Source organism: Kitasatospora sp. NBC_01539 (genome assembly GCF_045040525.1).
GTDB lineage: Bacteria > Actinomycetota > Actinomycetes > Streptomycetales > Streptomycetaceae > Kitasatospora.
Map to the genome: position 1 here is coordinate 5,172,610 of NZ_CP109390.1, position 24,930 is coordinate 5,197,539.

Below are 24,930 nucleotides of genomic sequence, written 5' to 3' on the forward strand. Positions count from 1 at the left end.
CGGATGACCAGGAGCAGCCGGTGGCTGCGCGCTGTCGTGTGCGTCCTGCTGGTCGCGGTGGCCCCGGCCTGCTCCTCCTCGACGGTGGGCCCGCGGATGCAGGTCGCGCCGACCCACCAGGCCGACAAGGTGGCGCAGGAGGCGCAGCCGCCGGCGACCGCGGACATCAGGCGTTCCGCCGGCCAGTACTTCGGCGTCAGCACCTTCCGGACGCCCTCGGCCGAGGAGACGGCGGCGGTCGCCGCCGCGGCCGGGCGGAAGCCGACGATGCTCCAGTACTTCCTCGACTGGCGGAAGGAGTTCGACCCGGAGACCGTCCGTGAGATCTACCACCAGGGTGCCGTTCCCATGCTCACGTGGGAGCCGGGGGACGCTCCGTACGACGCGAGCCAGCCGTGGTACGCGCCCCGGCGGATCACGTCGGGAGACTTCGACGCCTACATCACGCGCTTCGCCCGCTCCGTACGGGACCAGCGGTGGCCGGTGGTGCTGCGGTTCGCCCACGAGATGAACGGCGACTGGTATCCCTGGGGCAGCAACGTCAACGGCAACCGGCCGGGCGATCTCGCCGCCGCGTGGCGACACGTGCACGACGTCTTCGCTCGCGAGAAGGTCGACAACGTCATCTGGCTCTGGAGCCCGAACGTGCTTCGCGGGACGACGGCCGACCTCGCCCCGCTCTATCCGGGCGACGACTACGTCGACTGGGTGGGCATGGACGCGTACGGCTTCGGTGAGGCCACCGCGTCGGAGGTGCTCGACCCCACCTACGCGGCCCTCCGGAAGATCACCTCCAGGCCTGTGATCATCGCCGAGACCGGGGCGAAGCCCGGGACGGGCAAGCCCGCCTGGATCGCAGACCTCTTCCAGTGGATGAAGGCGCACCCGCAGATGCTCGGCTTCGTCTGGTTCGAGCACAGCGTCGCCCAGGGCGGCAAGTTCGACTACCGCTTCGCCGCCGACCCCGGGGCCCGCGCGGCCTTCCGGTCGGGTATCGCCACGCTCCCGCTCCGGCCGTGGCCGGCGGCACCGCAACCCTGAACCGGGCGGACGGCGGCGCCGCGCTCGGGGTCAGAGCTTGCGGAGCAGGGCGCGGCGCACCTTGTGGTCGCCGCCCTTCTGCAGCACCAGGGTCGCCCGGCCCCGGGTCGGCAGCACGTTCTCCACGAGGTTGGGCTTGTTGATGGTGCGCCACACCTGGCGGCCGTAGTCCATCGCCTCCTCCTCCGGCACCTCGGTGAAGCGGCGGAAGTAGGAACTCGGGTCCTGGAACGCCGTCTCGCGCAGCTTGCGGAAACGGTCGAGGTACCAGGTCTCGATGTCGTCGGTGCGCGCGTCGACGTAGATCGAGAAGTCGAAGTAGTCGGCGACGGCCAGGCGGGTGCGGCCGTCGCTGCCGGGCAGGGCGGGCTGCAGCACGTTCAGGCCCTCGACGATGAGGATGTCGGGGCGCTCCACGGTGAGCCGCCGGTCCGGCACGATGTCGTACACCAGGTGCGAGTAGACCGGGGCCGTCACCCGCTCCTTGCCGGCCTTCACGTCGGCGACGAAGCGCATCAGGGCCCGCCGGTCGTACGACTCGGGGAACCCCTTGCGGGCCATCAGGCCGCGGCGCCGCAGCTCGGCGTTGGGCAGCAGGAAGCCGTCGGTGGTGACGAGCTCCACCCGGGGGTGCTCGGGCCAGCGGGCCAGCAGGGCCTTCAGCAGACGCGCGGTGGTCGACTTGCCGACCGCCACCGAGCCGGCCACGCCGATGACGAACGGCGTGCGGATGCGCTCGGTGTCCGGGGTGTCCAGGAAGGTGCCGACGGTGCTGCGCAGCTCGTGCGTCGCATGGATGTACAGGTTGAGCAGCCGGGAGAGCGGCAGGTAGACGTCGCGCACCTCGTCGAGGTCGAGGGCGGTGCCCAGACCGCGCAGCCGTTCGACCTCCTCGGCGGTCAGGGGCATCGGGGTGCGCTCGCGGAGAGCACTCCACTCGGCCCGGTCCAGATCCACGTACGGGGAGGGGGTGGGCGCCTGGGTGGTGGCGCCCCGCGTACAGAGTTCGGTCAGCACATCCTCCATTGTGGGCCGAAGCGGACCCGGCGGGTGCTGTGGTGTCGGTCACGCGCGGTGGCCGGGCGGCGTGGCCGGGGTGAGCGGCGTGCGTGGGCTGCGTGAACGGAACGCCGCATATGCTGGCACGCATGTGCGGAATCGTTGGATATGTGGGGTCCCAGACGGCCCTCGACGTAGTGATCGCAGGTCTGCAACGGCTGGAGTACCGCGGGTACGACTCCGCCGGTGTGGCCGTGCAGACCCAGGGGCTCGACGGGCAGTGGAGCCTCGCCACGGACAAGCGGGCGGGCAAGCTCGCCAACCTCGAGAAGTCGCTGGCCGAGACCCCTCTCCCGGCCGGCACCACGGGCATCGGCCACACCCGGTGGGCCACCCACGGCGGCCCGACGGACGCCAACGCCCACCCCCACCTGGACGACGACCGCAGGGTCGCGGTCGTCCACAACGGCATCATCGAGAACTTCGCGCAGCTGCGCGCCGAGATCGCCGAGCGCGGCCACACCCTGCGCTCGGAGACCGACACCGAGGTCGTCGCCCACCTGCTGGGCGAGGCTTACGACGGTGACCTGGCGGAGGCCATGCGGGCCGTCTGCCGCCGCCTGGACGGCGCCTTCACCCTCGTCGCCGTGCACGCCGACGCCCCGGACGTCGTCGTCGGCGCCCGCCGCAACTCCCCGCTGGTCGTCGGCCGCGGCGAGGGCGAGAACTTCCTCGCCTCCGACGTCTCCGCCTTCATCGCGTACACCCGCGAGGCGGTCGAGCTCGGCCAGGACCAGGTCGTCGAGCTGCGCCGCGAGGGCGTCCTCGTGACGAACTTCGACGGCACCCCGGCCGAGGTGCGCGAGTACCACGTCGACTGGGACGCCTCCGCCGCCGAGAAGGGCGGCTACGACTACTTCATGCTCAAGGAGATCGCCGAGCAGCCGAAGGCCGTCGCCGACACCCTCCTCGGCCGCATCGGCACCGACGGCCGCCTGCACCTCGACGAGCTGCGCATCCCCGACCGGGTGCTGCGCGAGGTCGACAAGGTCGTCATCGTGGCCTGCGGCACCGCCTTCCACGCCGGCATGATCGCCAAGTACGCGATCGAGCACTGGACCCGCATCCCCTGCGAGGTCGAGGTCGCCAGCGAGTTCCGCTACCGCGACCCGATCATGGACGACCGCACCCTGGTCGTCGCCATCTCGCAGTCCGGCGAGACCATGGACACCCTGATGGCGCTGCGCCACGCCCGTGAGCAGGGCGCCAAGGTGCTGGCGATCTGCAACACCAACGGCTCGACGATCCCGCGCGAGTCCGACGCGGTGCTCTACACGCACGCCGGCCCGGAGGTCGCGGTCGCCTCGACCAAGGCGTTCCTCACCCAGCTGGTCGCCTGCTACCTCGTGGCGCTCTACCTCGGCCAGGTGCGCGGCACCAAGTGGGGCGACGAGATCGTCGGCATCATCCGCGAGCTCGGCGACGCCCCCAGGGCCATCGAGCAGGTGCTGGAGACCATGGAGCCCGTCCGCGAGCTGGCGCGCTCGCTGGCCGACGCGAAGTCGGTGCTCTTCCTCGGCCGCCACGTGGGCTTCCCGGTCGCCCTGGAGGGCGCGCTGAAGCTCAAGGAGCTCGCGTACATGCACGCCGAGGGCTTCGCCGCCGGCGAGCTCAAGCACGGCCCGATCGCCCTGATCGAGGAGGGCCTGCCGGTCGTCGTGGTCGTGCCGTCACCGCGCGGCCGCTCGATCCTGCACGACAAGATCGTCTCCAACATCCAGGAGATCCGGGCCCGCGGCGCGCGCACCATCGTGATCGCCGAGGAGGGCGACGAGGCGGTCGTGCCGTACGCCGACCACCTGATCCGCATCCCGGCGACCCCGGTGCTGCTGCAGCCGCTGGTGTCGACGGTGCCGCTGCAGGTGTTCGCCTGCGAGCTGGCCACCGCCAAGGGCCACGAGGTCGACCAGCCGCGCAACCTCGCGAAGTCCGTCACCGTCGAGTAGCCGACGGCCGACGGCCGGCACGGGGCCCCTGCGCTACCGCAGGGGCCCCGTGTCGAGCGCGAACGAGAACGGGGCCGGCAGGTCCAGCGACTTGCCGAACGACACCTGGACGTGCGCGGTGTCCAGCTCCAGGAACGCGCGGAGCAGGTCGTCCGCAGGCGGCGGGTGCTCGACGGCTGGCATGGCGACCATGGCCCTTCTCCCTCCTGCCGATCGGTGCCGCGCCACACGGTGGGCGTACAGACCGGTCCGGGAGGGTGATCGAAGCGGTACTCACCCGAAAGTGTGCCGTACAGTCCCCGGCATCGGACGGTGTCGGAGGGTGTCGTGAAGGAGCTACGCGGGTGATCATCGGGGTCGGCATCGACGTCGCGGAGATCGAGCGGTTCGGGGCGTCGCTGGAGCGCACCCCGCAGCTCGCCGACCGGCTGTTCACCGAGGCCGAGCTGCACCTGCCGTCGGGCGCCCGCCGCGGCACCGCCTCGCTCGCGGCCCGCTTCGCCGCCAAGGAGGCCCTCGCGAAGGCGCTCGGCGCGCCCGCCGGCCTGCACTGGACCGACGCCGAGGTGCACACCGAGGACTCCGGCCGGCCCGTGCTGCGGGTCACCGGCACCGTCGCCGCCCGCGCCGCCGAACTCGGCGTCCGCTCGTGGCACGTGTCGCTCAGTCACGACGCGGGCGTAGCGTCGGCGGTAGTGATCGCCGAAGGCTGACGCGCCGCCGGGCGCGTCCGAGGAGGGCCCCGCATGCGCCACGCACACACCGTCGACCACGTCCGTGCCGCCGAGGCCGCCCTCATGGCGCGCCTCCCCGAGGGCGCCCTGATGCAGCGCGCCGCGGCCGGCCTCGCCGCGACCTGCGCCCGCCTCCTGCCCCGCGTGTACGGCGCCCGGGTGCACGTCCTCGCCGGCAGCGGCGACAACGGCGGCGACGCGCTGTACGCCGGTGCCGCGCTCGCCCGCCGCGGAGCCCGGGTCTCCGCCGTCCTGCTGTCGCCCGACCGCGCGCACCCGGGCGGCCTCGCCGCGCTGCGCGCCGCGGGCGGACGGGTGACCACGGACCCCGCCGAGTTCGAACGGGCCGACCTCGTGCTCGACGGCATCGTCGGCATCGGCGGGCGCGGCGGGCTGCGGCCCGCCGCGCAGCCGTACGCGGTGCTGCCGCGGCGCGGCCGGGTCGTCGCGGTCGACGTGCCCAGCGGTGTCGACGCGGACACCGGCGAGGTGGCCGGCGCCGCCCTCCGCGCCGACGTCACGGTCTGCTTCGGCACGTACAAGCCCGGGCTGCTGGTCGACCCGGGCGCCTCGTACGCCGGGGTGGTGCAGCTGGTCGGGATCGGCCTCGACCTGCCGGAGCCCGCCGTGGCCGCCCTCCAGCACGCGGACGTCGCGGCGCTGCTCCCGGTGCCGGGCGCGGAGAGCGACAAGTACCGGCGGGGCGTCGTCGGCGTCGCGGCCGGGTCGGCGCGCTACCCGGGGGCGGCGGTGCTCGCCGTGGCGGGCGCCCTGCACGGCGGCGCGGGCGCGGTGCGCTACGCGGGCACGGCCGCCACCGAGGTCGTGCGGCGCTTCCCGGAGGCCCTGGTGACCGGAGGCGGTCCCCGGGACGCCGGCCGGGTGCAGGCGTGGGTGGCGGGCCCGGGCTCCGGGGAGGGCGCCGCGGACGTGCTCGGCGCGGCCCTGGCCTCGGACGTGCCCGTGCTCGTCGACGCCGACGGCCTCACCGAACTCGCCCGCACCGGCCCGTCCGCGCTGGCCGGGCGGCGCGCGCCCGTGCTGCTCACCCCGCACACCGGCGAGGCCGCCCGGCTGCTCGCCGGGGCCGACGGGGGGCCGCCGCCCGCCGCGGACGACCTGGCCGCCGCCCGTCTCGCGACCGCCCGGCGGATCGCCGCCGCCTACCGGGCGACCGTGCTCCTCAAGGGCTCCACCACGGTGGTCGCCACGCCCGACGGCGCCGTCCGGGTGAATCCGACCGGCACGTCCTGGCTGGCCACCGCCGGCAGCGGCGACGTGCTCTCGGGCCTCGCGGGGGCGCTCCTCGCCACCGGCCTCCCGCCGTTCGACGCGGCCTCCGCGGCCGCGTACCTGCACGGGCTGGCGGGCCGTACCGCCGCGGACGGCGCGCCCGCCACCGCCCTCGACATCGCCCGGGCGCTGCCGGCGGCCTGGCGGGCGGTCCGTACCGGTCCGAACGGCTGACCGAGGTGGAACCGTCCGCTCCGTTTCCGGCGTCTTCCCCTGACGACCGCCGTGCCCGGCCGGGGTCGTGAGCCGGGCAGCGGCGCCGGTCTGGGAGACTGATACGCGATGACAACTGCGAAGACGACCGGGACCGCCGCCCTGACGAACGGGGTCCGCGCCGAGGCCGCCATCGATCTGGCCGCCCTGCGCGACAACCTCTCCGCGCTCGGGGCGCGCACCGATGCCGCACTGATGGCCGTGGTCAAGGCGGACGCCTACGGCCACGGCGCGCTGCCCTGCGCCCGCGAGGCGATCGCCGCGGGCGTCCGCTGGCTGGGCACGGCCACCCCCGAGGAGGCGCTGGCGCTGCGGGCCGCGGGCATCCGCCCCGAGCAGGCCCGCATCCTCTGCTGGCTGTGGACACCGGGTGGACCGTGGCAGCAGGCGCTGCGCGCCCACGTCGACGTGTCCGTCAGCGGCCTGTGGGCGCTCGACGAGCTGCTCTCCGCGGTCCGCGAGACGGGCGTTCCGGGCCGCGTCCACCTCAAGGCCGACACCGGGCTCGGCCGCAACGGCTGCCAGCCGCACGACTGGCCCGACCTCGTCACCGCCGCGCTGCGCGCGCAGGCCGAGGGCCTCGTCGAGATCGTCGGCCTCTGGTCGCACTTCGCCGCCGCCGACGAGCCCGGCCACCCGTCGATCCAGGCCCAGCTGGACGGCTTCGCCGAGGCCGTCCGGTACGCCGAGACCCAGGGCGTCCGGCCCGAGGTGCGGCACCTCGCGAACTCGCCGGCGACGCTGCTGCTCCCGCAGTCGCACTACGACCTCGTCCGGCCCGGCCTGGCCGTGTACGGGCTGTCACCGGTGCCGGACGTCGGCGGCCCCGCCGACTTCGGGCTGCGCCCGGTGATGTCGCTGACCGCCCGGCTGGCCCTCGTCAAGACGGTGCCCGGCGGCCACGGCGTCAGCTACGGCCACCACTACACGACCCCGGGCGACACCACCCTGGGCCTCGTCCCGATCGGGTACGCCGACGGCATCCCGCGGCACGCCTCCAACACCGGCCCGGTGCAGATCGGCGGCAAGTGGCGCACGGTCGCCGGCCGGGTCGCGATGGACCAGTTCGTCGTCGACCTCGGCGGCGACGCGCCCGAGGTCGGCACCGAGGTCCTGGTGTTCGGCAGCGGCGAGCGCGGCGAGCCGACCGCCGAGGACTGGGGCCGGGCCTCCGGCACCCTCAGCTACGAGATCATCACCCGGATCGGATCCCGGGTGCCGCGCCGCTACGTGGGCGCCGCCGGGGCCGGGGCCTCATGACCGGGCCGGCCGGCACCAACCCCGTCGTCACGGCGGCCCGGGTCGCCGGGTCGGCCTCCTCCGGCGTCAGCCGCGCCGGCCTGATCGGCATCTCCCTGGGCGTGGTCGCGGCCGGCGCCGCCGCCGGCGTGGCGATCGAACGCCTCACCGTCGGCCGGTCGATGCGCCGCAGAGTCCGCGAGGAGCTCGACGCCGCCGCCCCGTACGGCTCGCTGCGCGGACGCCCGCGCACCGTCGCCGCCCCCGACGGCACCGAGCTGTACGTCGAGCTGGACGGCACCGGCTGGCCCGAACCCGGCGCCGAGCCGCCCGCCCGGCCCGAGGAGGACGGCCGTGCGCGGCGCGGATGGTTCGCCCGCCGCCGCGGCGGCCCGGTCGACCGCAGCGGCCTGCCCGGCCTGCTCGCCGGCTCCGGCGCACTCGCCCGGGCCGCCCAGGGCGGCGCCCCCGGCACGCGCGGACCCGCCGCCCCGCCGCTGACCGTCGTCTTCTGCCACGGCTACTGCCTCAGCCAGGACAGCTGGCACTTCCAGCGCGCCGCCCTGCGCGACGGCATGCGGCTGGTCTTCTGGGACCACCGCAGCCACGGCCGCTCGGAGCGCTCCCGCTCGTACCTCGCCGGTGAGCCGGCCTCCATCGACCAGCTCGGCGGCGACCTGAAGGCCGTGCTCGACGCGGTCGTGCCCGAGGGCCCGATCGTGCTGGTCGGGCACTCCATGGGCGGCATGACGGTCATGGCACTCGCCGACCAGCACCCGGAGCTGTTCCGCGAGCGGGTCGCCGGGGTCGCCCTCGTCGGCACCCTCGCCGGCGACTGGAACTCCGTCACCCTCGGCCTCCCGCCGATCGGCGCCAAGCTGCTCCGCCGGATCGCCCCCCTCACCGTGAAGCTGCTCGGCCGCCAGGTCGAGATCGTCGAGGCCACCCGGCGGTTCGGCGCGGACGTCGCCGCGGTCTTCTACCGCCGGTTCTCCTTCGGCTCGAACGACGTCGACCCGCAGGTCGCGAGGTTCGCCGAGCAGCTGCTCGACGCCACGCCGATCGACGTGGTCGCCGAGTTCTACCCGGCGTTCGGCCTGCACGACAAGAAGGCGGCGCTCGCCGCCCTGGACGGCATCCCGGTGCTCGTCCTCGCCGGCACCGAGGACCTCCTCACCCCGCCGTCGCACAGCGAGGACATCGCCCGGGCCCTGCCCGAGGCCACGCTCGCCGTACTGCCCGACACCGGGCACCTGCTGATGCTGGAACGCCCCGAAGCGGTCGACCTGCACCTGCTCGAACTGCTCCACCGCGCGGCCGGGCACGCCCACGCCGCCCCGCCGCCCGTCCCGCGCCCCGAACGCTGACCCCCCGCGCCGCGCGCCGCCACCGGAAGGACACCGACACCGCCATGGGCAACCAGCTCACCCTCACCGTCGCCACGCCCGAGCGGATGGGCCGGCTCGGCCGGGGCCTCGCCGCGCTGCTGCGCCCCGGTGACCTGGTGCTGCTCTCCGGGGAGCTGGGCGCCGGCAAGACCACGCTCACCCGCGGCCTGGGCCTGGGCCTGGGCGTGCGCGGCGCGGTGACCTCGCCGACCTTCGTCATCGCCCGGGTGCACCCGTCGCTGACCGGCGGCCCGGCGCTGGTGCACGTCGACGCGTACCGGCTCGGCGGCGGCCTGGACGAGATGGAGGACCTCGACCTGGACGTCTCGCTGCCGGAGTCGGTGGTGGTCGTGGAGTGGGGCGAGGGCAAGGTCGAGCAGCTCAGCGACGAGCGCCTGGAGGTGCGGATCGAGCGGGCGATCGGCGCCGAGGCCGCCGACGACGACCTCGATCCGCGCCGCGTCACGGTGACCGGGCTGGGCGCCCGCTGGGGCGGGGCCGACCTCACCGTGCTGGGCGAGGGCGAGGGCTAGGGCCAGGGCCGCACCGCACCCGTCCGGGCCCCGGTGCCGCCCGGCACGCGCCGGGGCGCCTTTCGATGCCACCCGGCCGTTGCGCCGTGCGGGCGTCCGGTCTCCGTCCCCGCCGTGGTGCGCCGACGGTTGCCGATCCGGGTCTCCGTCCCCGCCGTGGTGCGCCGACGGTTGCCGACATGGTGTCGGCAAGGTGTTGCGGCACGACCGTTGCTCGTGATGGGATGGACTCCGAGGTTAGGTCTGCCTAACTAGGGAGGCGCCCCATGGCGAGCACCACCCCCGCTGCGGCACCCACGCCGCAGGACCGGCCCGAGCCGACCGCGGCCCCGGCCGGAGCCCCGATGCGGGCACTGCTGGCGGCCTGCGCGTCCGCCGCGGCCGTCTCCACCCCGCCCGCACGCCCGGCGCCCGCGCGGGCCCGCACGGAGCCGTCCGCCCCGCCGCGGGCCGCCTGACCCGGCGGGCCGCCCGGCAGCCGCGGACGGCCGCGCGGCGGGCCTGTCGGCCGTGCCCGCCGGCGCCCGGTGCGGCCCGGGTTCAGGGCGTCACGACCACCCGGGTGCCGGTCGGCGCGAAGTCCCACAGCAGCTGCCCGTCGGCCCGCGCCGAGCGGATGCCGCCCGTCCGCAGGCCCGCCTCCGGCGGCTCCGTCGAGCCGTCCACCGCGGCCGAGAAGCCGAACACCGTGCCGCTCTGCTGGGTGAACCGCACGACGTGCTCGATCTGCCGCCCGTCCGTGCCCTTCCCGGTGGCCGTGCGGCTGTACACGCTGTAGCTGCCCGGGGACGGCTCCGCCGAGCCCGGGGTCACCGCGAACGAGGCCTGCAGCTCCGGCGTCTTCCTCGGGTCGACCAGCCACACCCGGTGCCCGGCGATCGAGTACACGAGGCGGTAGCCCGTACCGGAGGACGCCGGCAGCGCCGGTGCGGTGGGAGCGGGCCCGCTGCTCGGCGCGGCCTCGGTGGCGGCGGCGGCCGACGCCCCCGCGGCGGCGGCCCGCGACCCGGCGCCGTCCGCCTGCACGGCCAGCAGCGTCACCACGGCCACCGCCGCCGCCGTCAGCCCGGCGACCACCACGCCAGGACCCATCCTCACCACGTACGCTCCCGCCGCTCGCTCCACGTGTCGGGCCCCATCGTGCCAGGTCCGCACCGCCGGACAGGGGCGATCCGATGGTGTGTTCCCCTCCCGTCCCGGGCCCGCCGCCTCCCGCCCCGCCGCCCGCGCCCGTACCGCCGGAACGCCACCGCCGGACGACCCTCTAACCTTGGAGCCGTGCTGCTGCTCGCGTTCGACACCGCCACCCCCGCCGTCACCGCCGCCGTCCACGACGGCACCGCCGTCCTCGCCGAGTCCTACGAGGTCGACGCCAGACGGCACGGGGAGCTGCTCCTGCCCACCATCGACACGGTGCTCCGCAGCGCCGGCGTCGACAAGCGTGAGCTGACCGCCGTCGCGGTCGGCGTCGGCCCCGGCCCGTACACCGGCCTGCGGGTCGGGCTGGTGACGGCCGCCGCGCTCGGCGACGCCCTCGGCGTGCCGGTGCACGGCGTCTGCACGCTCGACGCGATCGCGCACCAGGCCCGCACCGAGGGCCTGGCCGGCGCGTTCACGGCCGCCACCGACGCGCGCCGCAAGGAGGTGTACTGGGCCGCGTACGCCGCCGACGGCACCCGCACCGCAGGGCCGTCCGTCGACCGGCCCGGCGACCTCGCCCCGCCGGCCCGCTCGGTCGGCGCGGGCGCCCTGCTCTACCCCGACGCCTTCCCCGGGGCGACCGGCCCCGCGCACGTCTCGGCCGGCGCGCTGGCCGCGTTCGCCGCCGCCGAGCTCGCGGCCGGCCGCGACCTGCTGCCGAACGCCCCGCTCTACCTGCGCCGCCCGGACGCCCAGGTGCCCGCGGGCTACAAGGCGGTGCTTCCGGCATGACCGCCGTCACCCTCCGGCCGATGCGCTGGTGGGACATCGAGCCGGTGATGGAGCTCGAACTCCGGCTCTTCCCCGAGGACGCCTGGTCGCCCGCCATGTACTGGTCGGAGCTGGCCGAGGCGCACCCCGGCGGCACCCGCCACTACACCGTCGCCACCACCGAGGACGGCGGTGTCGTCGGCTACGCCGGACTGATGGCCGTCGGTGCCGAGGGCGACGTCCAGACCATCGCCGTCGACGACCGCCTCCAGGGCGCCGGCCTCGGCAGCGCGCTGCTCACCGACCTCGTCGAGGAGTCCGCCCGCCGCGGCTGCGCCGAGCTGCTGCTGGAGGTCAGGGTCGACAACCTGCGCGCCCAGCGCCTCTACGAGCGGTTCGGCTTCCAGCCGGTCGGCGTCCGCCGCGGCTACTACCAGCCGGCGAACGTCGACGCGCTCGTCATGCGCCTCGACCACCCCACGCACGATTCGAAGGACCCGAAGAATGGCTGACGAACCGCTCGTCCTCGGCATCGAGACCTCCTGCGACGAGACCGGCGTCGGCATCGTCCACGGCACCACCCTGCTCGCCGACGCGGTCGCCTCCAGCGTCAACGACCACGCCCGGTACGGCGGCGTCGTGCCCGAGATCGCCAGCCGGGCGCACCTGGAGGCGATGGTCCCGACGATCCGGCGCGCCCTGGAGACCGCCGGGGTCAAGGCCTCCGACCTCGACGGCATCGCCGTCACCGCGGGCCCGGGCCTCGCCGGCGCCCTACTGGTCGGCGTCTCCGCCGCCAAGGCGTACGCGTGGGCGCTCGACAAGCCGCTGTACGGCGTCAACCACCTGGCCTCGCACATCTGCGTCGACCAGCTGGAGCACGGTCGCCTCCCCGAGCCGACGATGGCCCTGCTGGTCTCCGGCGGCCACTCCTCGCTGCTGATCTCGGCCGACATCACCAGCGACGTCCGCCCGCTCGGCGCGACCATCGACGACGCGGCCGGCGAGGCCTTCGACAAGGTCGCCCGGGTGCTCGGCCTCGGCTTCCCCGGCGGGCCGATCGTCGACCGCACCGCCCGCGACGGCGACCCGAAGGCCATCGCCTTCCCCCGCGGCCTGAGCACCGCCAGTGACCCGGCGTACGACTTCTCCTTCTCCGGCCTGAAGACCGCCGTCGCCCGCTGGGTCGAGGCGAAGCGCCGCGCGGGCGAGGACGTGCCGGTGGCCGACGTCGCCGCCTCCTTCCAGGAGGCCGTCACCGACGTGCTCACCCGCAAGGCCGTCCGGGCGTGCAAGGACAACGGCGTCGACCACCTGATGATCGGCGGCGGCGTGGCCGCCAACTCCCGGCTGCGCGAGATGGCCCAGCAGCGCTGCGACCGGGCGGGCATCGTGCTGCGCGTGCCGCGGCCGGGCCTGTGCACCGACAACGGCGCGATGGTCGCCGCGCTCGGTTCCGAGATGGTGCGCCGCAACCGCACGCCCTCGGCGTTCGACCTGTCCGCGGACTCCTCGCTCCCGGTCACCGAGGTGCACGTGCCGCACACCGACGTGCACGCGCACGCCCACGAGTCGCTGGGGTGACCCGCGCGCACATGTGGGAGGCCCGCGCCGCCGACGGCCGGGCCGCCGAACTGGAGCGCTGGGTGCGGGAGACCGCCCTGCCCGCGCTGCGCCCCGCCGCACCGGTGCGCAGCGAGGTGTTCACCGCCGACGGCGGGCGCGTCCTGCTGATCACGTGGTGGCCGGGCGAGCCGGCCGCCGTCCCCGACCCGCCGGACGGGCTGCTCGCGCGACCCGTGCACCGCTGGTCGTTCACCAGTACGTATGTCGAGTAGCGTGCCTCTCTGAGAATTCGCACGATCCGGTGCCGGATCGCGGGTGGGGGAGCGCGCTGTGCCGAAGAGGTCATGGGTCCGGGTGGCGGGGGCACTGGCCCTCCTGGCGGCCGTCGCGGCGTGCGGCGGCACACCGCGCAAGCCCGCCGCCGCGCCGCCCGCCCGCACCGGACCGTCCGGCAGCCCGGTCGGCACCACCGCCGCGGCCGCACCCCCGGCCGACCCGGCCGCCGTCTGGGCGAAGTGGGGCCTCCGGCCGCTCCCCGCCGCCCCCGCCGCGCCCGCCGACAAGCCGGTCAAGCTGTCGGCCGACGGCGAGGTGCCGGTCTTCAGCGAGGTGCCCACCCGGGACAGGGTCGTCTTCATCACCGTCGACGACGGCGCCGAGAAGGACCCGCGGTTCGTCGAGATGATGACCGACCTCAGGGTGCCGTTCTCGATGTTCCTGACCCGCGACATCGTCCGCGGCGACTACGGCTACTTCAAGCCGCTGCAGGCCCTCGGCAACCACATCCACAACCACAGCACCGACCACCCGGCGATGAGCACGATCTCCCCGGAGCGGCAGCACGCCGAGGTGTGCGACGCCCAGGCGGCCCTCACCGAGCAGTACGGCACCGCCCCGCTGCTCTTCCGCCCGCCCTACGGGGACGGCGCGCACAGCGCCGGGCTGCGCGGCGCCGTCCGTGCCTGCGGCCCGCGCGCGGTCGTGCTGTGGCGGGAGTCGATGCAGATCCACGACATGCAGTACCAGGCCGCCGACAAGAAGCTGCGCCCGGGCGACATCATCCTCGCCCACTTCCGCGGCCCGAAGGACCTCAAGGGCGAGTCGATGACGGCGATGTTCGGCGAGCTGCTCAGCCGCATCCGGGAGCAGGGCTTCGCGGTCGCCCGCCTGGAGGACTACGTCGACGCGGGCTGACCGAGCATCATCAGCGGCCCGTGGTCGGTCCGGCTGAGGATCACCGTCACCTCGTGCGGCCCGCTCGGCCGCAGCTGCCGCCGCAGTTCCTCCGGCGTGATCGCGATCCCGCGCTTCTTGATCACCACGGTGCCCGCGCCGCGCTCCCGCAGCAGCGCCTTCAGCCGCTTGACGTTGTACGGCATCGCCTCGCCGATCTCGTACGCCTGCGCGTACGGCGTCGCGACCAGCCGGTCGGAGGTCAGGTAGGCGATCATCGGGTCGATCAGCCGCCCGCCGACCCGCGCGGCCACGTCGGAGACCAGCCGGGCCCGGATGACGGCGCCGTCCGGCTCGTACAGGTACCGGCCCACCGGTCCGGCCTCCGCGGGCAGCCCCGCCCCGGCCAGGCTGTGGCCGCCGGGCAGCACGGTGGCCCGGTACGGCTCGGCGGCGCCCGTGCCGAACCAGATCACCGCCTCCTTGACCTCGCCGTGGTCGGAGACCCACTCGGCCTCGGCGTCCCCGGGCACCAGCTCGTGCGGGATGCCCGGCGCGACCTTCAGCGCACCGAACGGCGTGCGCCGCGCCGCCTCGACGGCCCACGACAGCGGCGGCGAGTACGCCTCCGGGTCGAAGACCCGCCCGCGCGAGGTGCGCCGCGCAGGGTCGGTGAAGACCGCGTCGAAGCCCGACACGTCGATCCCGGCGACGTCCGCGCACCGCACCTCCACCAGCGCCGACAGCCCCAGCGCGGCCGCGTTCGCCTCCGCCACGGCGCAGGTCAGCGGGTCGCGGTCGACGGCCAGGACCGACACGCCCGCCCGGGCCAGCGCGATCGCGTCGCCGCCGATGCCGCAGCACAGGTCGGCCAGCCGCCGCACGCCCAGCGCCGCGAACCGCTGCGCCCGCCACTCGGCGACACTGCGCCGGGTCGCCTGCTCGACGCCGTCCGGGGTGAAGTACAGGGCGTCGGCGTCGTCGCCGAACTTCGCGCGGGCCCGCTGCCGCAGCCTGGCCTGCTCGAACGCGGCGCGGACGAGCTCCGCCGGGTGCTCGCGGCGCAGCCGGGTCGCGAGCGCCAGCTCCTGGTCGGGGGTGAAGGCGCGCAGCTCGGCGAGCAGGGCGCGGCCCTCGTCGGTCAGCAGGGCCCGGAACGATTCGATCTCCACCCGGCCATTGTCGCGGCTCGGGTCAGTTGCACCGGCCGCTGCCGCTGAAGCAGGGCGTGTAGCCGGAGGGCAGCGGCTCCGGCCGGGCCGGGGGCTGCCGGTCGTGCTGCCGGCCGACCCCCGCCGCCGCGGCGCCGAGCAGCAGCACCGCGGCCAGCAGCCCGTGCGCGACGGTGGTGATCCACCACCGGTCGCGGCCGGCGAGCACCGCCACGAGCAGCGCGAACGCGCCGAAGCCGCCGAGGGCGGCGATCGGCGACCAGTCGAAGGGCGGGACGGTCGCGGCGCCGGCCGGGTCGGCCTCCCGGGAGCCGAACGCGAGGACGAGCAGGGTGTATCCGGCGGCGAGGACCTCCAGGCACAGCAGGCCGAGGGCCAGCAGCAGGTCCGCGGCGATCCGGCGGCCGCCGCCGCGGCCGCCCTCACGGTCGCGCTCTCGGCCGGGTGCGGGGGAGGTGGCGGGCATGGCCACCAGTGTCCGCCGCGCCGGTGCGTCGTACATGAGTACGGCTACTCACCTCTTTCGCGACACACCCGCGTCTCCGTTGGCACTCTGGTTGACTGAGTGCTAACCGCGGCCTATGGTCGTTCCTGGCACTCCCCCCGGGTGAGTGCCAACGCGACGAGCGAGCCTGACCCCCGCGACGGCAGGCCTGCGGACATCGCCCTTTCCTGTTAGACAACCCCGTAATCTCCGAAGGGGAACTCGGACGTGACCACCAGCAGCAAGGTTGCCATCAAGCCGCTCGAGGACCGCATTGTGGTCCAGCCGCTCGACGCCGAGACCACCACGGCCTCCGGCCTGGTTATCCCGGACACCGCCAAGGAGAAGCCCCAGGAGGGCGTCGTCCTGGCCGTCGGCCCGGGCCGTTTCGAGGACGGTCAGCGCCTGCCGCTCGACGTCGCCGTCGGTGACATCGTCCTGTACTCGAAGTACGGCGGCACCGAGGTCAAGTACCAGGGCGAGGAGTACCTCGTCCTCTCGGCTCGTGACGTTCTCGCCATCATCGAGAAGTAAGCCTCAGCAGCCCGCCCCGGAACCGCGTCAGCACTGACCCGGGCCCGGGGCGCGCTTGTTGGTCCATCCACACGGTCCGTCCGTAACACCCTTGAGGAAACGGGAACATGGCGAAGATCCTGCAGTTCAACGAGGACGCCCGCCGCTCGCTGGAGCGCGGTGTCAACAAGCTGGCCGACACCGTCAAGGTGACCATCGGCCCCAAGGGCCGCAACGTCGTCATCGACAAGAAGTTCGGCGCCCCCACCATCACCAACGACGGTGTGACGATCGCCCGCGAGGTCGAGCTCGACGACCCGTACGAGAACCTCGGCGCGCAGCTCGTCAAGGAGGTCGCCACCAAGACGAACGACGTCGCGGGTGACGGCACCACCACCGCGACCGTGCTCGCCCAGGCCCTGGTCAACGAGGGTCTGCGCAACGTCGCCGCCGGTGCCGGCCCGGCCGCCCTGAAGAAGGGCATCGACAAGGCCGTCGCCGCGGTCTCCGAGCACCTCCTCTCGATCGCCCGCGAGATCGAGGGCAAGGACGACGTCGCCGCCGTCGCCTCCCTCTCCGCGCAGGACGCCCAGGTCGGCGAGCTCATCGCCGAGGCCATCGACAAGGTCGGCAAGGACGGTGTCATCACCGTCGAGGAGTCGAACACCTTCGGTGTCGAGCTCGAGTTCACCGAGGGCATGCAGTTCGACAAGGGCTACCTGTCGCCGTACTTCGTCACGGACGCGGAGCGCCAGGAGGCGGTCCTCGAGGACCCGTACGTCCTGATCAACCAGGGCAAGATCTCCTCCATCCAGGAGCTCCTCCCGCTGCTGGAGAAGATCCTGCAGGGCGGCGGCTCCCGCCCGCTGCTGATCATCGCCGAGGACGTCGACGGCGAGGCGCTGTCCACCCTCGTGGTGAACAAGATCCGCGGCACCTTCAACGCGGTGGCCGTCAAGGCCCCCGGCTTCGGCGACCGCCGCAAGGCGATCCTCGGTGACCTCGCCGTCCTCACCGGCGCGACCGTCATCTCCGAGGAGGTCGGCCTCAAGCTCGACCAGGCCGGCCTGGACGTGCTCGGCAGCGCCCGCCGCATCACCGTCACCAAGGACGAGACCATCCTCGTCGACGGTGCCGGCGACTCCGAGGGCGTGGCCGGCCGTGTCGGCCAGATCAAGGCCGAGATCGCCTCGACCGACTCCGACTGGGACCGCGAGAAGCTGCAGGAGCGCCTGGCCAAGCTGGCCGGCGGCGTCTGCGTCATCAAGGTCGGCGCCGCCACCGAGGTGGAGCTCAAGGAGCGCAAGCACCGTCTGGAGGACGCCATCTCCGCGACCCGCGCCGCGGTCGAGGAGGGCATCGTCGCCGGCGGTGGCGCCTCGCTCGTCCACGCGCAGAAGGTGCTGGACGGTGGCCTGGGCCTGTCGGGCGACGAGGCGACCGGTGTCGCGGTCGTCCGCAAGGCGCTCGCCGAGCCGCTGCGCTGGATCGCCCAGAACGCCGGCCTGGAGGGCTACGTCATCACCTCCAAGGTCGCCGAGCTGGAGGACGGCCACGGCTACAACGCGGCCACCGGCGAGTACGGCGACCTCGTGAAGGCCGGCGTCATCGACCCGGTCAAGGTCACCCGCTCCGCCCTGGAGAACGCGGCGTCCATCGCCTCCCTGCTCCTCACCACCGAGACCCTCGTGGTGGAGAAGAAGGAGGAGGAGTCCGACAGCGGCCACTCGCACGGCGGCCACGGTCACTCCCACTGACGTCTGTCGGACCCCGCGAGGCCCGGCCCGCCCTGGACACCACGTCCGGGGCGGGCCGGGCCTCCGGCGTTCCGCCCGCCGGGCGGACCCCGGCGCGCCTTATACCCTGGGCGCATGATCGAGGCCCGCCATCTCCGCGTCCTGCGCGCCGTCGCCCGGACGGGCTCCTTCTCCGCCGCCGCGCGGGAGCTGGGCTGCACCCAGCCGGCGGTCAGCCAGCAGATGAAGGCGCTGGAGAAGTCGGTGGCGACCCCGCTGGTGGTGCGCTCCGGGCGGGGCATGCAGCTCAGCGAGGCGGGCGAGGTGCTGCTGAAGCACACCTCCGGGATCCTGGCGGGCCTGTCGGCGGCGGAGGAGGAGGTCGCCGCGATCGCCGGGCTGCGTTCGGGGCGGGTGCGGCTGGTGTCCTTCCCGACGGCCAGCTCCACCCTGGTGCCGCAGGCCGTGGCGCAGCTGCGGGCCGCCCGGCCCGGGGTGCGGGTCTCGCTGGTGGAGGCGGAGCCGCCGGAGTCGCTGGCGATGCTGCGGGCCGGCGAGTGCGAGGTGGCGCTGGCGTTCCGCTACCCGGGCGCGTACGGCGGTGCCGGGCCGGTGCCGGAGCCGCGGACCCCGCCCCGGCAGGCACGGGCGGAGGCGGTGCTGGAGGCCGCGGCGTCGGCCGCGGCGACCGACTGGTCGGACCTCGTGGTGCGGCCGCTGCTGGACGACCCGCTGGTGGTGCTCGTCCCGGCCGGCCATCCGCTGGCAGACCGGGACGCCCGGCCGGTGGCGCCGGCCGAGCTGGCGGAGGAACCGTGGATCGCGGGCTGTCCGCAGTGCCGCGGCCATCTGGTGGAGCTGTGCGCCGAGGCGGGCTTCGCGCCGCGGATCGACTTCGCGACCGACGACTACCCGGCCGTGGTCGGGCTGGTGGCGGCGGGTCTGGGGGTGGCGGTGCTGCCGGGGCTGGCGCTGCGGGCGGTGCGCCGTGAGGGCGTCGCGGCGGTGCCCCTGGTGGCGGCGTCGGGGGAGCGGGCGCGGCGCGAGGTGGTGGCGCTGACGCTGCCGGACCTCGTCGGCGTGCCCGCGGTGCAGCTGATGATGGACCGGCTCACGGCGGTCGCCGCCGCACACTGACGGGCCGCGCTCACCGGACGGCGGCGCGACTGAAACGTTTCTGCACAGCCTGGCGCGCCGGACCCTGGCGCTCCCGGCCCTGCCCCGGCCTCACCGCCGCATGGTGGCCGGCATCGCCAGCGGTACCTCGACCAGCTGCCGGTTGCGCGCCCGGCCGAGCAGCTCCTCGCGCTCGTCCTCGGTCAGGCCTCCCCACACACCGTACGGCTCGCGGACGGCGAGGGCGTGCGCCGCGCACTCGGCGCGCACCGGGCACCGCATGCAGACCTCCTTCGCACTCGCCTCGCGCGAGCTGCGCGCGGCCCCGCGCTCACCCTCGGGGTGGAAGAACAGCGAGCTGTCCACGCCCCGGCAGGCGGCGGAGAGCTGCCAGTCCCAGAGGTCTGCGTTGGGACCGGGGAGGCGGGAGAAATCGGCCATGGCTCATTCCCTTCAATCACTCAGAACTCGGGCTCGGACTCGACGGCTTCACAAGGACTCGGGGCCCGCTCGCTGCGGCGAGGCTGCACGGGGCCGGTACGGACACCTGGAAATATGACTTACGCCACTCACCAGGACAAGTCACCCACACACCGACACAACAGTCAATGACCGTATGGAAGCTATAAAAACGGACAAAAGGGGCATGGTGGTGGTCAGGCTCCGCGTGGCAATCGGGTGGCACTGCACCGGATCCCGGGGTGCGACCACCCGGGTTCGGCCGCGCGCGCCGTGCGGTCCGCGCGCGGACCGCACGAAACTGCGGCGTGTGCGCCGCGAGGCGGCCGGTGCGTGATGGGTCGGCCACGTACAGTGGCGGTGATGGCCCCGAAGGCCGTAACTCATTCGAGTGACGGTCGTTGGATGTACGGAGGCGGTTAGCGGGCGCCGGACCTCGGGAACGATCGCGGTGGCATCGGCGATCAGAAACGGGGCCCGTCGCCAAACGGCCGTGTCGGAGAGAGTTCGTACCAGCCAGGAGGCTCAACGTGACGCGGATCAGCTGCGGAGGACGGTCATGACATCCGTCCTCGTCTGCGACGATTCCCCGCTCGCCCGGGAGGCGCTTCGCCGAGCGGTCGCGACCGTGCCCGGCGTCGACCGGGTGACCACTGCGACGAACGGTGAGGAGGTCCTCCGCCGCTGGGTGGCCGACCGCTCCGATCTCGTTCTGATGGACGTCCGCATGCCCGGCCTCGGCGGGGTGGAGACGGTCCGGCGGCTGCTGTCCGCCGACCCGGGCGCCCGCATCATCATGCTCACCGTCGCCGAGGACCTCGACGGCGTCGCCCTCGCGGTGGCCGCCGGCGCCCGCGGCTACCTGCACAAGGACGCCTCCCGCGCCGAGCTGCGGGCCACCGTCACCCAGGCCCTCGCCGACCCGACCTGGCGCCTGGCCCCCCGCCGGCTGCGCAGCCCCGACATGGGGGCGGCGCCGACACTGACGGCCCGTGAGATCCAGGTGCTGGAAGGCATGAGCCACGGCCGCAGCAACGCGGAGATCGGGCGCGAGCTCTTCCTGTCCGAGGACACCGTCAAGACGCACGCCCGGCGACTGTTCAAGAAGCTCGGCGCATCGGACCGCGCGCACGCCGTGGCGCTCGGCTTCCGCTGGGGTCTGGTCCGCTGAGAGGGTGCCGCCCGGCAGATCCCTTGGCCCGGACGTGTGACGTGGTGGTCCCGAGGCTGCACCATGGAGGAGTGGAGCACCTCGGGGACCAGCGGACAGGTACTGCGGAGACGAGTGCGACCGCAGAGGCGGCGACCGGTACGGCGGCGGGAGGCGGTGCGGTGGGTACGGCGTCCACGCATAACGTTCCGGTGCACAACTCCGGACGCGGTGCCGCGTTCCCGGAGTCGACCAGGCACCATGGACCGATGCGTGACGACGAGGCAGCCGCTCCGGCCGAGGCCCGGCCCGACGAGGCACAGCCCGACGGCCCGGAGGCCGTCTCGTACGCGCACCCCGCCGGGCCCCGCCGGCCGGTCCTGGGCAGCGGCCCGTCCCCCCAGCTCAACGAGGTCGTCGCGGCCGCCGTCGCCGGGGAGGGCCCCGCCGTCGACGCCCTCCTCGCGTACGTGCACCCGCTCGCCCTCCGCTACTGCCGCGGCCGGCTCGTCCGGCTGCCCGGCGGTGCCCGGCACCACGTGGACGACGTCGTCCAGGAGGTGTGCGTCGCGGTGCTCTGCGCACTGCCGCGCTACCGCGACGAGGGCCGGCCCTTCGAGGCCTTCGTCTACGGCATCGCCGCCCACAAGATCGCCGACCTGCAGCGGGCCGCGATGCGCGGCCCCGGCTCCACCGTGATCCCGCCCGACGACCTGCCGGAGACCGCCGACGAGTCGCTCGGCCCGGAGGAGCGCGCGCTGCTCAGCAGCGACGCCGCCTGGATCAGGGAACTGCTCTCCAACCTCCCCGCCCGCCAGCGCGAACTCGTGCTGCTGAGGGTCGCCGCCGGGCTGTCCGCCGAGGAGACGGGCGAGGTGCTCGGCATGTCGCCCGGCGCCGTGCGCGTCGCCCAGCACCGCGCGCTCAGCCGACTGCGGGCGCTCGCGGAAGAGTCCTCCTGATCCCGGCGTTGTCCAGGAGGCGCCATCCGACACGCCGGACGCCGGTACCATGGGGTATCGGCGCCTGGGCAGGTCGCCAAAGTTTCGTGGGTGCGGTCGGGGTTCCCCTGGAGGAACCTCCAGCATTGCGGCGTCTTGGCGAATCGGTCCGTGCCGGTGTGCGCGGGTGTGACGCCGGACCTGCTCCGGTGCCCCACCCTCCGAGACCCACGCGTCCGGACACCCTCATCCGGAAGCGATCAGATCAGCGGCCGCCACGGAAGGTCCCCAGAAATGTCTTACAACGCCGCAGGCGTACCCGAGAAGTTCGCGATGCTCGGGCTCACGTACGACGACGTCCTGCTGCTGCCGGGGGCCTCCGGGGTGCTCCCCAACGAGGTCGACACCTCCTCGCGCGTCTCGCGCAACGTCCGGGTGAACATCCCGCTGCTCTCCGCGGCGATGGACAAGGTCACCGAGTCGCGGATGGCCATCTCCATGGCCCGCCAGGGCGGCGTCGGCGTGCTGCACCGCAACCTGTCCGTCGAGGACCAGGCCAACCAGGTCGACCTGGTCAAGCGCTCCGAGTCCGGCATGGTCGCCGACCCGATCACGGTCGGCCCCGAGGCGACGCTCGCCGACGCCGACGCGCTCTGCGCGAAGTTCCGCATCAGCGGCGTCCCGGTCGCCACCCCCGAGGGCCGCCTGCTCGGCATCGTCACCAACCGCGACATGGCCTTCGAGACCGACCGCAGCCGCAAGGTCGCGGAGATCATGACCCCGATGCCGCTGATCACCGGCAAGGTCGGCATCTCCGGCGTGGACGCGATGGCGCTGCTGCGCCGCCACAAGATCGAGAAGCTGCCGCTGGTCGACGACGAGGGCCGGATCAAGGGCCTCATCACCGTCAAGGACTTCGTCAAGGCCGAGCAGTACCCGAACGCCGCCAAGGACGCCGAGGGCCGCCTGCTCGTCGGCGCCGCCGTCGGCGCCTCCGCCGAGGCCTTCGACCGCGCACAGGCCCTGGTCTCCGCCGGCGTCGACTTCCTCGTCGTCGACACCTCGCACGGCCACAGCCACAACGCGCTCGCCTGGATCGAGAAGATCAAGTCGGCCGTCTCCGTCGACGTGGTCGGCGGCAACGTCGCCACCCGCGACGGCGCCCAGGCCCTGATCGACGCCGGTGTCGACGGCGTCAAGGTCGGCGTCGGCCCCGGCTCGATCTGCACCACCCGCGTCGTCGCCGGCATCGGCGTGCCGCAGGTCACCGCGATCTACGAGGCCGCCGTCGCCTGTCAGGCGGCCGGCGTGCCGGTCATCGGCGACGGCGGCCTGCAGTACTCGGGCGACATCGGCAAGGCGCTCGCCGCCGGCGCCGACACCGTGATGCTCGGCTCGCTGCTGGCCGGCTGCGAGGAGTCGCCCGGCGAGCTGATGTTCATCAACGGCAAGCAGTTCAAGTCGTACCGCGGCATGGGCTCGCTCGGCGCCATGCAGTCGCGCGGCCAGGGCCGCTCGTACTCCAAGGACCGCTACTTCCAGGCCGAGGTCTCCTCCGACGACAAGCTCGTGCCCGAGGGCATCGAGGGCCAGGTGCCCTACCGCGGCCCGCTCTCGGCCGTGCTGCACCAGCTGGTCGGCGGCCTGCGGCAGACCATGGGCTACGTCGGCGCGGCCACCGTCGCCGAGATGGAGAGCAAGGGCCGGTTCGTCCGGATCACCTCGGCGGGCCTCAAGGAGAGCCACCCGCACGACATCCAGATGACCGTCGAGGCCCCGAACTACACCAGCCGGGGCTGACCCCCGCCGCTCGCAGGGCCCGCGCCGCACCCGGCGCGGGCCCTGCGCGCTGCCCGGGGTGTCCGGCCCGCGGGTGGCCGCGGCACGGCGGCGGCCCGGTGCGGGATACTGGTGGGCGGCCGGGGTGACCCGGTCGGGAGAAAAGAAGCAGCAGAAGGGCTCGAAGTGACTGAGATCGAGATCGGGCGAGGCAAGCGCGGCCGACGGGCGTACTCCTTCGACGACATCGCCGTCGTCCCCAGCCGCCGGACCCGCGACCCGAAGGAGGTCTCGATCGCCTGGCAGATCGACGCCTACCGCTTCGAGCTGCCCTTCCTGGCGGCGCCCATGGACAGCGTGGTCTCCCCGCAGCAGGCCATCGCCATCGGCAACCTCGGCGGCCTCGGCGTGCTCAACCTCGAAGGCCTCTGGACCCGCTACGAGGACCCGCAGCCGCTGCTCGACGAGATCGCCGCGATCACCGACGAGGCCGCCGCCACCCGCCGCCTCCAGGAGATCTACGCCGAGCCCATCAAGGCCGAGCTGATCGGGCAGCGCATCAAGGAGGTGCGCGACTCCGGCGTCGTCACCGCCGCCGCGCTCTCGCCGCAGCGCACCGCCGAGTTCTCCAAGGCCGTCGTCGACGCCGGCGTGGACGTCTTCGTGATCCGCGGCACCACCGTCTCCGCCGAGCACGTCTCCGGCGCCGCCGAGCCGCTCAACCTCAAGCAGTTCATCTACGAGCTCGACGTGCCGGTGATCGTCGGCGGCTGCGCCACCTACACCGCCGCGCTGCACCTGATGCGGACCGGCGCGGCCGGCGTGCTCGTCGGCTTCGGCGGCGGCGCCGCCCACACCACCCGCAACGTGCTCGGCATCCAGGTGCCGATGGCCACCGCCGTCGCCGACGTGGCCGCGGCCCGCCGCGACTACATGGACGAGTCCGGCGGCCGCTACGTGCACGTCATCGCGGACGGCGGCGTCGGCTACAGCGGCGACATCGCCAAGGCCGTCGCGTGCGGTGCCGACGCCGTCATGATCGGTGCCGCGCTCGCGCGCGCCACCGACGCGCCCGGCAAGGGCCACCACTGGGGCATGGAGGCCGTCCACGACGACGTGCCGCGCGGCAAGAAGGTCGACCTCGGCACCGTCGGCACCATCGAGGAGATCCTCACCGGCCCGTCGCACACCCCCGACGGCACGATGAACCTCTTCGGTGCGCTGCGCCGCGCCATGGCCACCACCGGCTACTCGGAGCTCAAGGAGTTCCAGCGGGTCGAGGTCACCGTCAACCCGGCGCTGAACCACCGCTGACAGGCCGTACGAGCCCCCGTCCGCCCGCGCGGCCGGGGGCTCCGGCGTGCCCGGCGGCGGGCCGCGGGGCCCGTTCCGGGCCGTCCGGAGCGATGTTTTTCGGCCACGCACGGACCGTTGCCCCGTAGCGGGACCACCGCAGGCCATGGGGCCGATTGGTCCCGGGCCGA

Annotated in this window: 26 protein-coding genes; 20 read left to right on the forward strand and 6 right to left on the reverse strand. The window is 74.2% G+C overall.

Annotation, left to right across the window (positions count from 1 at the left end):
- The first annotated feature begins 3 nt into the window (after positions 1 to 3).
- Positions 4 to 1,041, forward strand: a complete 1,038-nt coding sequence (locus OG335_RS22465) for a glycoside hydrolase family 26 protein (RefSeq protein WP_405012913.1) — start codon at positions 4 to 6, stop codon at positions 1,039 to 1,041.
- Positions 1,042 to 1,071: 30 nt separating this feature from the next.
- Here the strand turns inward: OG335_RS22465 and coaA are convergent, their stop codons facing one another.
- Positions 1,072 to 2,067, reverse strand: a complete 996-nt coding sequence (coaA, locus tag OG335_RS22470) for a type I pantothenate kinase (RefSeq protein WP_405012914.1) — start codon at positions 2,065 to 2,067, stop codon at positions 1,072 to 1,074.
- Positions 2,068 to 2,189: 122 nt separating this feature from the next.
- Here coaA and glmS point away from each other — a divergent pair, with 122 nt between their 5' ends.
- Positions 2,190 to 4,046, forward strand: coding sequence for a glutamine--fructose-6-phosphate transaminase (isomerizing) (glmS, locus tag OG335_RS22475; protein WP_405012915.1), 1,857 nt, complete (start codon positions 2,190 to 2,192; stop codon positions 4,044 to 4,046).
- Between the two features lie 33 nt (positions 4,047 to 4,079).
- On the opposite strand, the gene OG335_RS22480 is transcribed toward glmS, so the two are convergent.
- Positions 4,080 to 4,238: a hypothetical protein gene (locus tag OG335_RS22480; protein WP_405012916.1), complete on the reverse strand. Its 159-nt coding sequence runs from the start codon at positions 4,236 to 4,238 to the stop codon at positions 4,080 to 4,082.
- A gap of 152 nt (positions 4,239 to 4,390) precedes the next feature.
- Between OG335_RS22480 and OG335_RS22485 the strand changes: the two genes are divergently transcribed.
- From OG335_RS22485 to OG335_RS22510, 6 genes are all read left to right on the forward strand, one after another.
- A complete protein-coding gene (locus OG335_RS22485) occupies positions 4,391 to 4,759 on the forward strand; it encodes a holo-ACP synthase (protein ID WP_405012917.1) in 369 nt (122 codons plus the stop codon).
- Between the two features lie 33 nt (positions 4,760 to 4,792).
- Positions 4,793 to 6,247, forward strand: coding sequence for an NAD(P)H-hydrate dehydratase (locus OG335_RS22490; protein WP_405012918.1), 1,455 nt, complete (start codon positions 4,793 to 4,795; stop codon positions 6,245 to 6,247).
- A 108-nt stretch (positions 6,248 to 6,355) separates the two neighbouring features.
- Positions 6,356 to 7,546, forward strand: coding sequence for an alanine racemase (gene alr / locus OG335_RS22495; protein WP_405012919.1), 1,191 nt, complete (start codon positions 6,356 to 6,358; stop codon positions 7,544 to 7,546).
- Positions 7,543 to 8,892: an alpha/beta fold hydrolase gene (locus OG335_RS22500; RefSeq protein ID WP_405012920.1), complete on the forward strand. Its 1,350-nt coding sequence runs from the start codon at positions 7,543 to 7,545 to the stop codon at positions 8,890 to 8,892. The genes alr and OG335_RS22500 overlap by 4 nt, the downstream gene beginning before the upstream one ends.
- A gap of 44 nt (positions 8,893 to 8,936) precedes the next feature.
- A complete protein-coding gene (gene tsaE / locus OG335_RS22505; protein WP_405012921.1) occupies positions 8,937 to 9,446 on the forward strand; it encodes a tRNA (adenosine(37)-N6)-threonylcarbamoyltransferase complex ATPase subunit type 1 TsaE in 510 nt (169 codons plus the stop codon).
- A gap of 266 nt (positions 9,447 to 9,712) precedes the next feature.
- Positions 9,713 to 9,904: a hypothetical protein gene (locus OG335_RS22510; protein WP_405012922.1), complete on the forward strand. Its 192-nt coding sequence runs from the start codon at positions 9,713 to 9,715 to the stop codon at positions 9,902 to 9,904.
- A gap of 82 nt (positions 9,905 to 9,986) precedes the next feature.
- Here the strand turns inward: OG335_RS22510 and OG335_RS22515 are convergent, their stop codons facing one another.
- Positions 9,987 to 10,538: a hypothetical protein gene (locus tag OG335_RS22515; RefSeq protein ID WP_405015486.1), complete on the reverse strand. Its 552-nt coding sequence runs from the start codon at positions 10,536 to 10,538 to the stop codon at positions 9,987 to 9,989.
- Between the two features lie 186 nt (positions 10,539 to 10,724).
- On the opposite strand from OG335_RS22515, the gene tsaB reads away from it, so the two are divergent.
- Genes tsaB through OG335_RS22540 form a run of 5 tightly spaced genes read left to right on the forward strand, consistent with a single transcriptional unit; the run spans position 10,725 to position 14,117 of the window.
- Positions 10,725 to 11,378, forward strand: a complete 654-nt coding sequence (tsaB, locus tag OG335_RS22520) for a tRNA (adenosine(37)-N6)-threonylcarbamoyltransferase complex dimerization subunit type 1 TsaB (protein WP_405012923.1) — start codon at positions 10,725 to 10,727, stop codon at positions 11,376 to 11,378.
- Positions 11,375 to 11,869, forward strand: coding sequence for a ribosomal protein S18-alanine N-acetyltransferase (gene rimI / locus OG335_RS22525; RefSeq protein WP_405012924.1), 495 nt, complete (start codon positions 11,375 to 11,377; stop codon positions 11,867 to 11,869). The genes tsaB and rimI overlap by 4 nt, the downstream gene beginning before the upstream one ends.
- Complete coding sequence (tsaD, locus tag OG335_RS22530; protein WP_405012925.1) at positions 11,862 to 12,941, forward strand: tRNA (adenosine(37)-N6)-threonylcarbamoyltransferase complex transferase subunit TsaD; 1,080 nt, start codon at positions 11,862 to 11,864, stop codon at positions 12,939 to 12,941. Before rimI ends, tsaD begins: the two co-directional genes overlap by 8 nt.
- Positions 12,938 to 13,195, forward strand: coding sequence for a hypothetical protein (locus OG335_RS22535; protein ID WP_405012926.1), 258 nt, complete (start codon positions 12,938 to 12,940; stop codon positions 13,193 to 13,195). Before tsaD ends, OG335_RS22535 begins: the two co-directional genes overlap by 4 nt.
- 58 nt (positions 13,196 to 13,253) lie before the next feature.
- Complete coding sequence (locus OG335_RS22540; RefSeq protein ID WP_405012927.1) at positions 13,254 to 14,117, forward strand: polysaccharide deacetylase family protein; 864 nt, start codon at positions 13,254 to 13,256, stop codon at positions 14,115 to 14,117.
- Here the strand turns inward: OG335_RS22540 and OG335_RS22545 are convergent.
- Positions 14,099 to 15,268 (reverse strand): THUMP-like domain-containing protein, encoded by a 1,170-nt coding sequence (locus OG335_RS22545; protein WP_405012928.1) that lies wholly within the window; start codon positions 15,266 to 15,268, stop codon positions 14,099 to 14,101. The genes OG335_RS22540 and OG335_RS22545 overlap by 19 nt on opposite strands.
- 22 nt (positions 15,269 to 15,290) lie before the next feature.
- Positions 15,291 to 15,734 carry a DUF6234 family protein gene (locus tag OG335_RS22550; protein WP_405012929.1) on the reverse strand — a complete coding sequence of 148 codons (444 nt, stop codon included), beginning with the start codon at positions 15,732 to 15,734 and terminating at the stop codon, positions 15,291 to 15,293.
- 246 nt (positions 15,735 to 15,980) lie between these two features.
- On the opposite strand from OG335_RS22550, the gene groES reads away from it, so the two are divergent.
- The 3 genes from groES (at position 15,981) to OG335_RS22565 (ending at position 19,138) form a co-directional block, all read left to right on the forward strand.
- On the forward strand, positions 15,981 to 16,286 hold the full coding sequence (gene groES / locus OG335_RS22555) for a co-chaperone GroES (RefSeq protein WP_014136232.1): 306 nt from the start codon (positions 15,981 to 15,983) through the stop codon (positions 16,284 to 16,286).
- A gap of 107 nt (positions 16,287 to 16,393) precedes the next feature.
- A complete protein-coding gene (gene groL, locus OG335_RS22560; RefSeq protein WP_405012930.1) occupies positions 16,394 to 18,022 on the forward strand; it encodes a chaperonin GroEL in 1,629 nt (542 codons plus the stop codon).
- 114 nt (positions 18,023 to 18,136) lie between these two features.
- Positions 18,137 to 19,138 (forward strand): LysR family transcriptional regulator, encoded by a 1,002-nt coding sequence (locus OG335_RS22565; protein WP_405012931.1) that lies wholly within the window; start codon positions 18,137 to 18,139, stop codon positions 19,136 to 19,138.
- Positions 19,139 to 19,228: 90 nt separating this feature from the next.
- Here OG335_RS22565 and OG335_RS22570 read toward each other — a convergent pair whose 3' ends face one another.
- The gene (locus tag OG335_RS22570) at positions 19,229 to 19,558 is read right to left on the reverse strand and encodes a WhiB family transcriptional regulator (protein ID WP_405012932.1); all 330 of its coding nucleotides are present in this window, start codon (positions 19,556 to 19,558) and stop codon (positions 19,229 to 19,231) included.
- A gap of 577 nt (positions 19,559 to 20,135) precedes the next feature.
- On the opposite strand from OG335_RS22570, the gene OG335_RS22575 reads away from it, so the two are divergent.
- The 4 genes from OG335_RS22575 to OG335_RS22590 all read left to right on the forward strand — a co-directional run bounded on the left by OG335_RS22575 (position 20,136) and on the right by OG335_RS22590 (position 24,760).
- Positions 20,136 to 20,747, forward strand: a complete 612-nt coding sequence (locus OG335_RS22575) for a response regulator transcription factor (RefSeq protein ID WP_014136228.1) — start codon at positions 20,136 to 20,138, stop codon at positions 20,745 to 20,747.
- Between the two features lie 248 nt (positions 20,748 to 20,995).
- Positions 20,996 to 21,688 carry an RNA polymerase sigma factor ShbA gene (gene shbA, locus OG335_RS22580; RefSeq protein WP_405012933.1) on the forward strand — a complete coding sequence of 231 codons (693 nt, stop codon included), beginning with the start codon at positions 20,996 to 20,998 and terminating at the stop codon, positions 21,686 to 21,688.
- Positions 21,689 to 21,961: 273 nt separating this feature from the next.
- A complete protein-coding gene (gene guaB / locus OG335_RS22585; protein ID WP_405012934.1) occupies positions 21,962 to 23,467 on the forward strand; it encodes an IMP dehydrogenase in 1,506 nt (501 codons plus the stop codon).
- A gap of 165 nt (positions 23,468 to 23,632) precedes the next feature.
- Positions 23,633 to 24,760, forward strand: a complete 1,128-nt coding sequence (locus tag OG335_RS22590) for a GuaB3 family IMP dehydrogenase-related protein (RefSeq protein ID WP_405012935.1) — start codon at positions 23,633 to 23,635, stop codon at positions 24,758 to 24,760.
- The last annotated feature ends 170 nt before the right edge of the window (positions 24,761 to 24,930 follow it).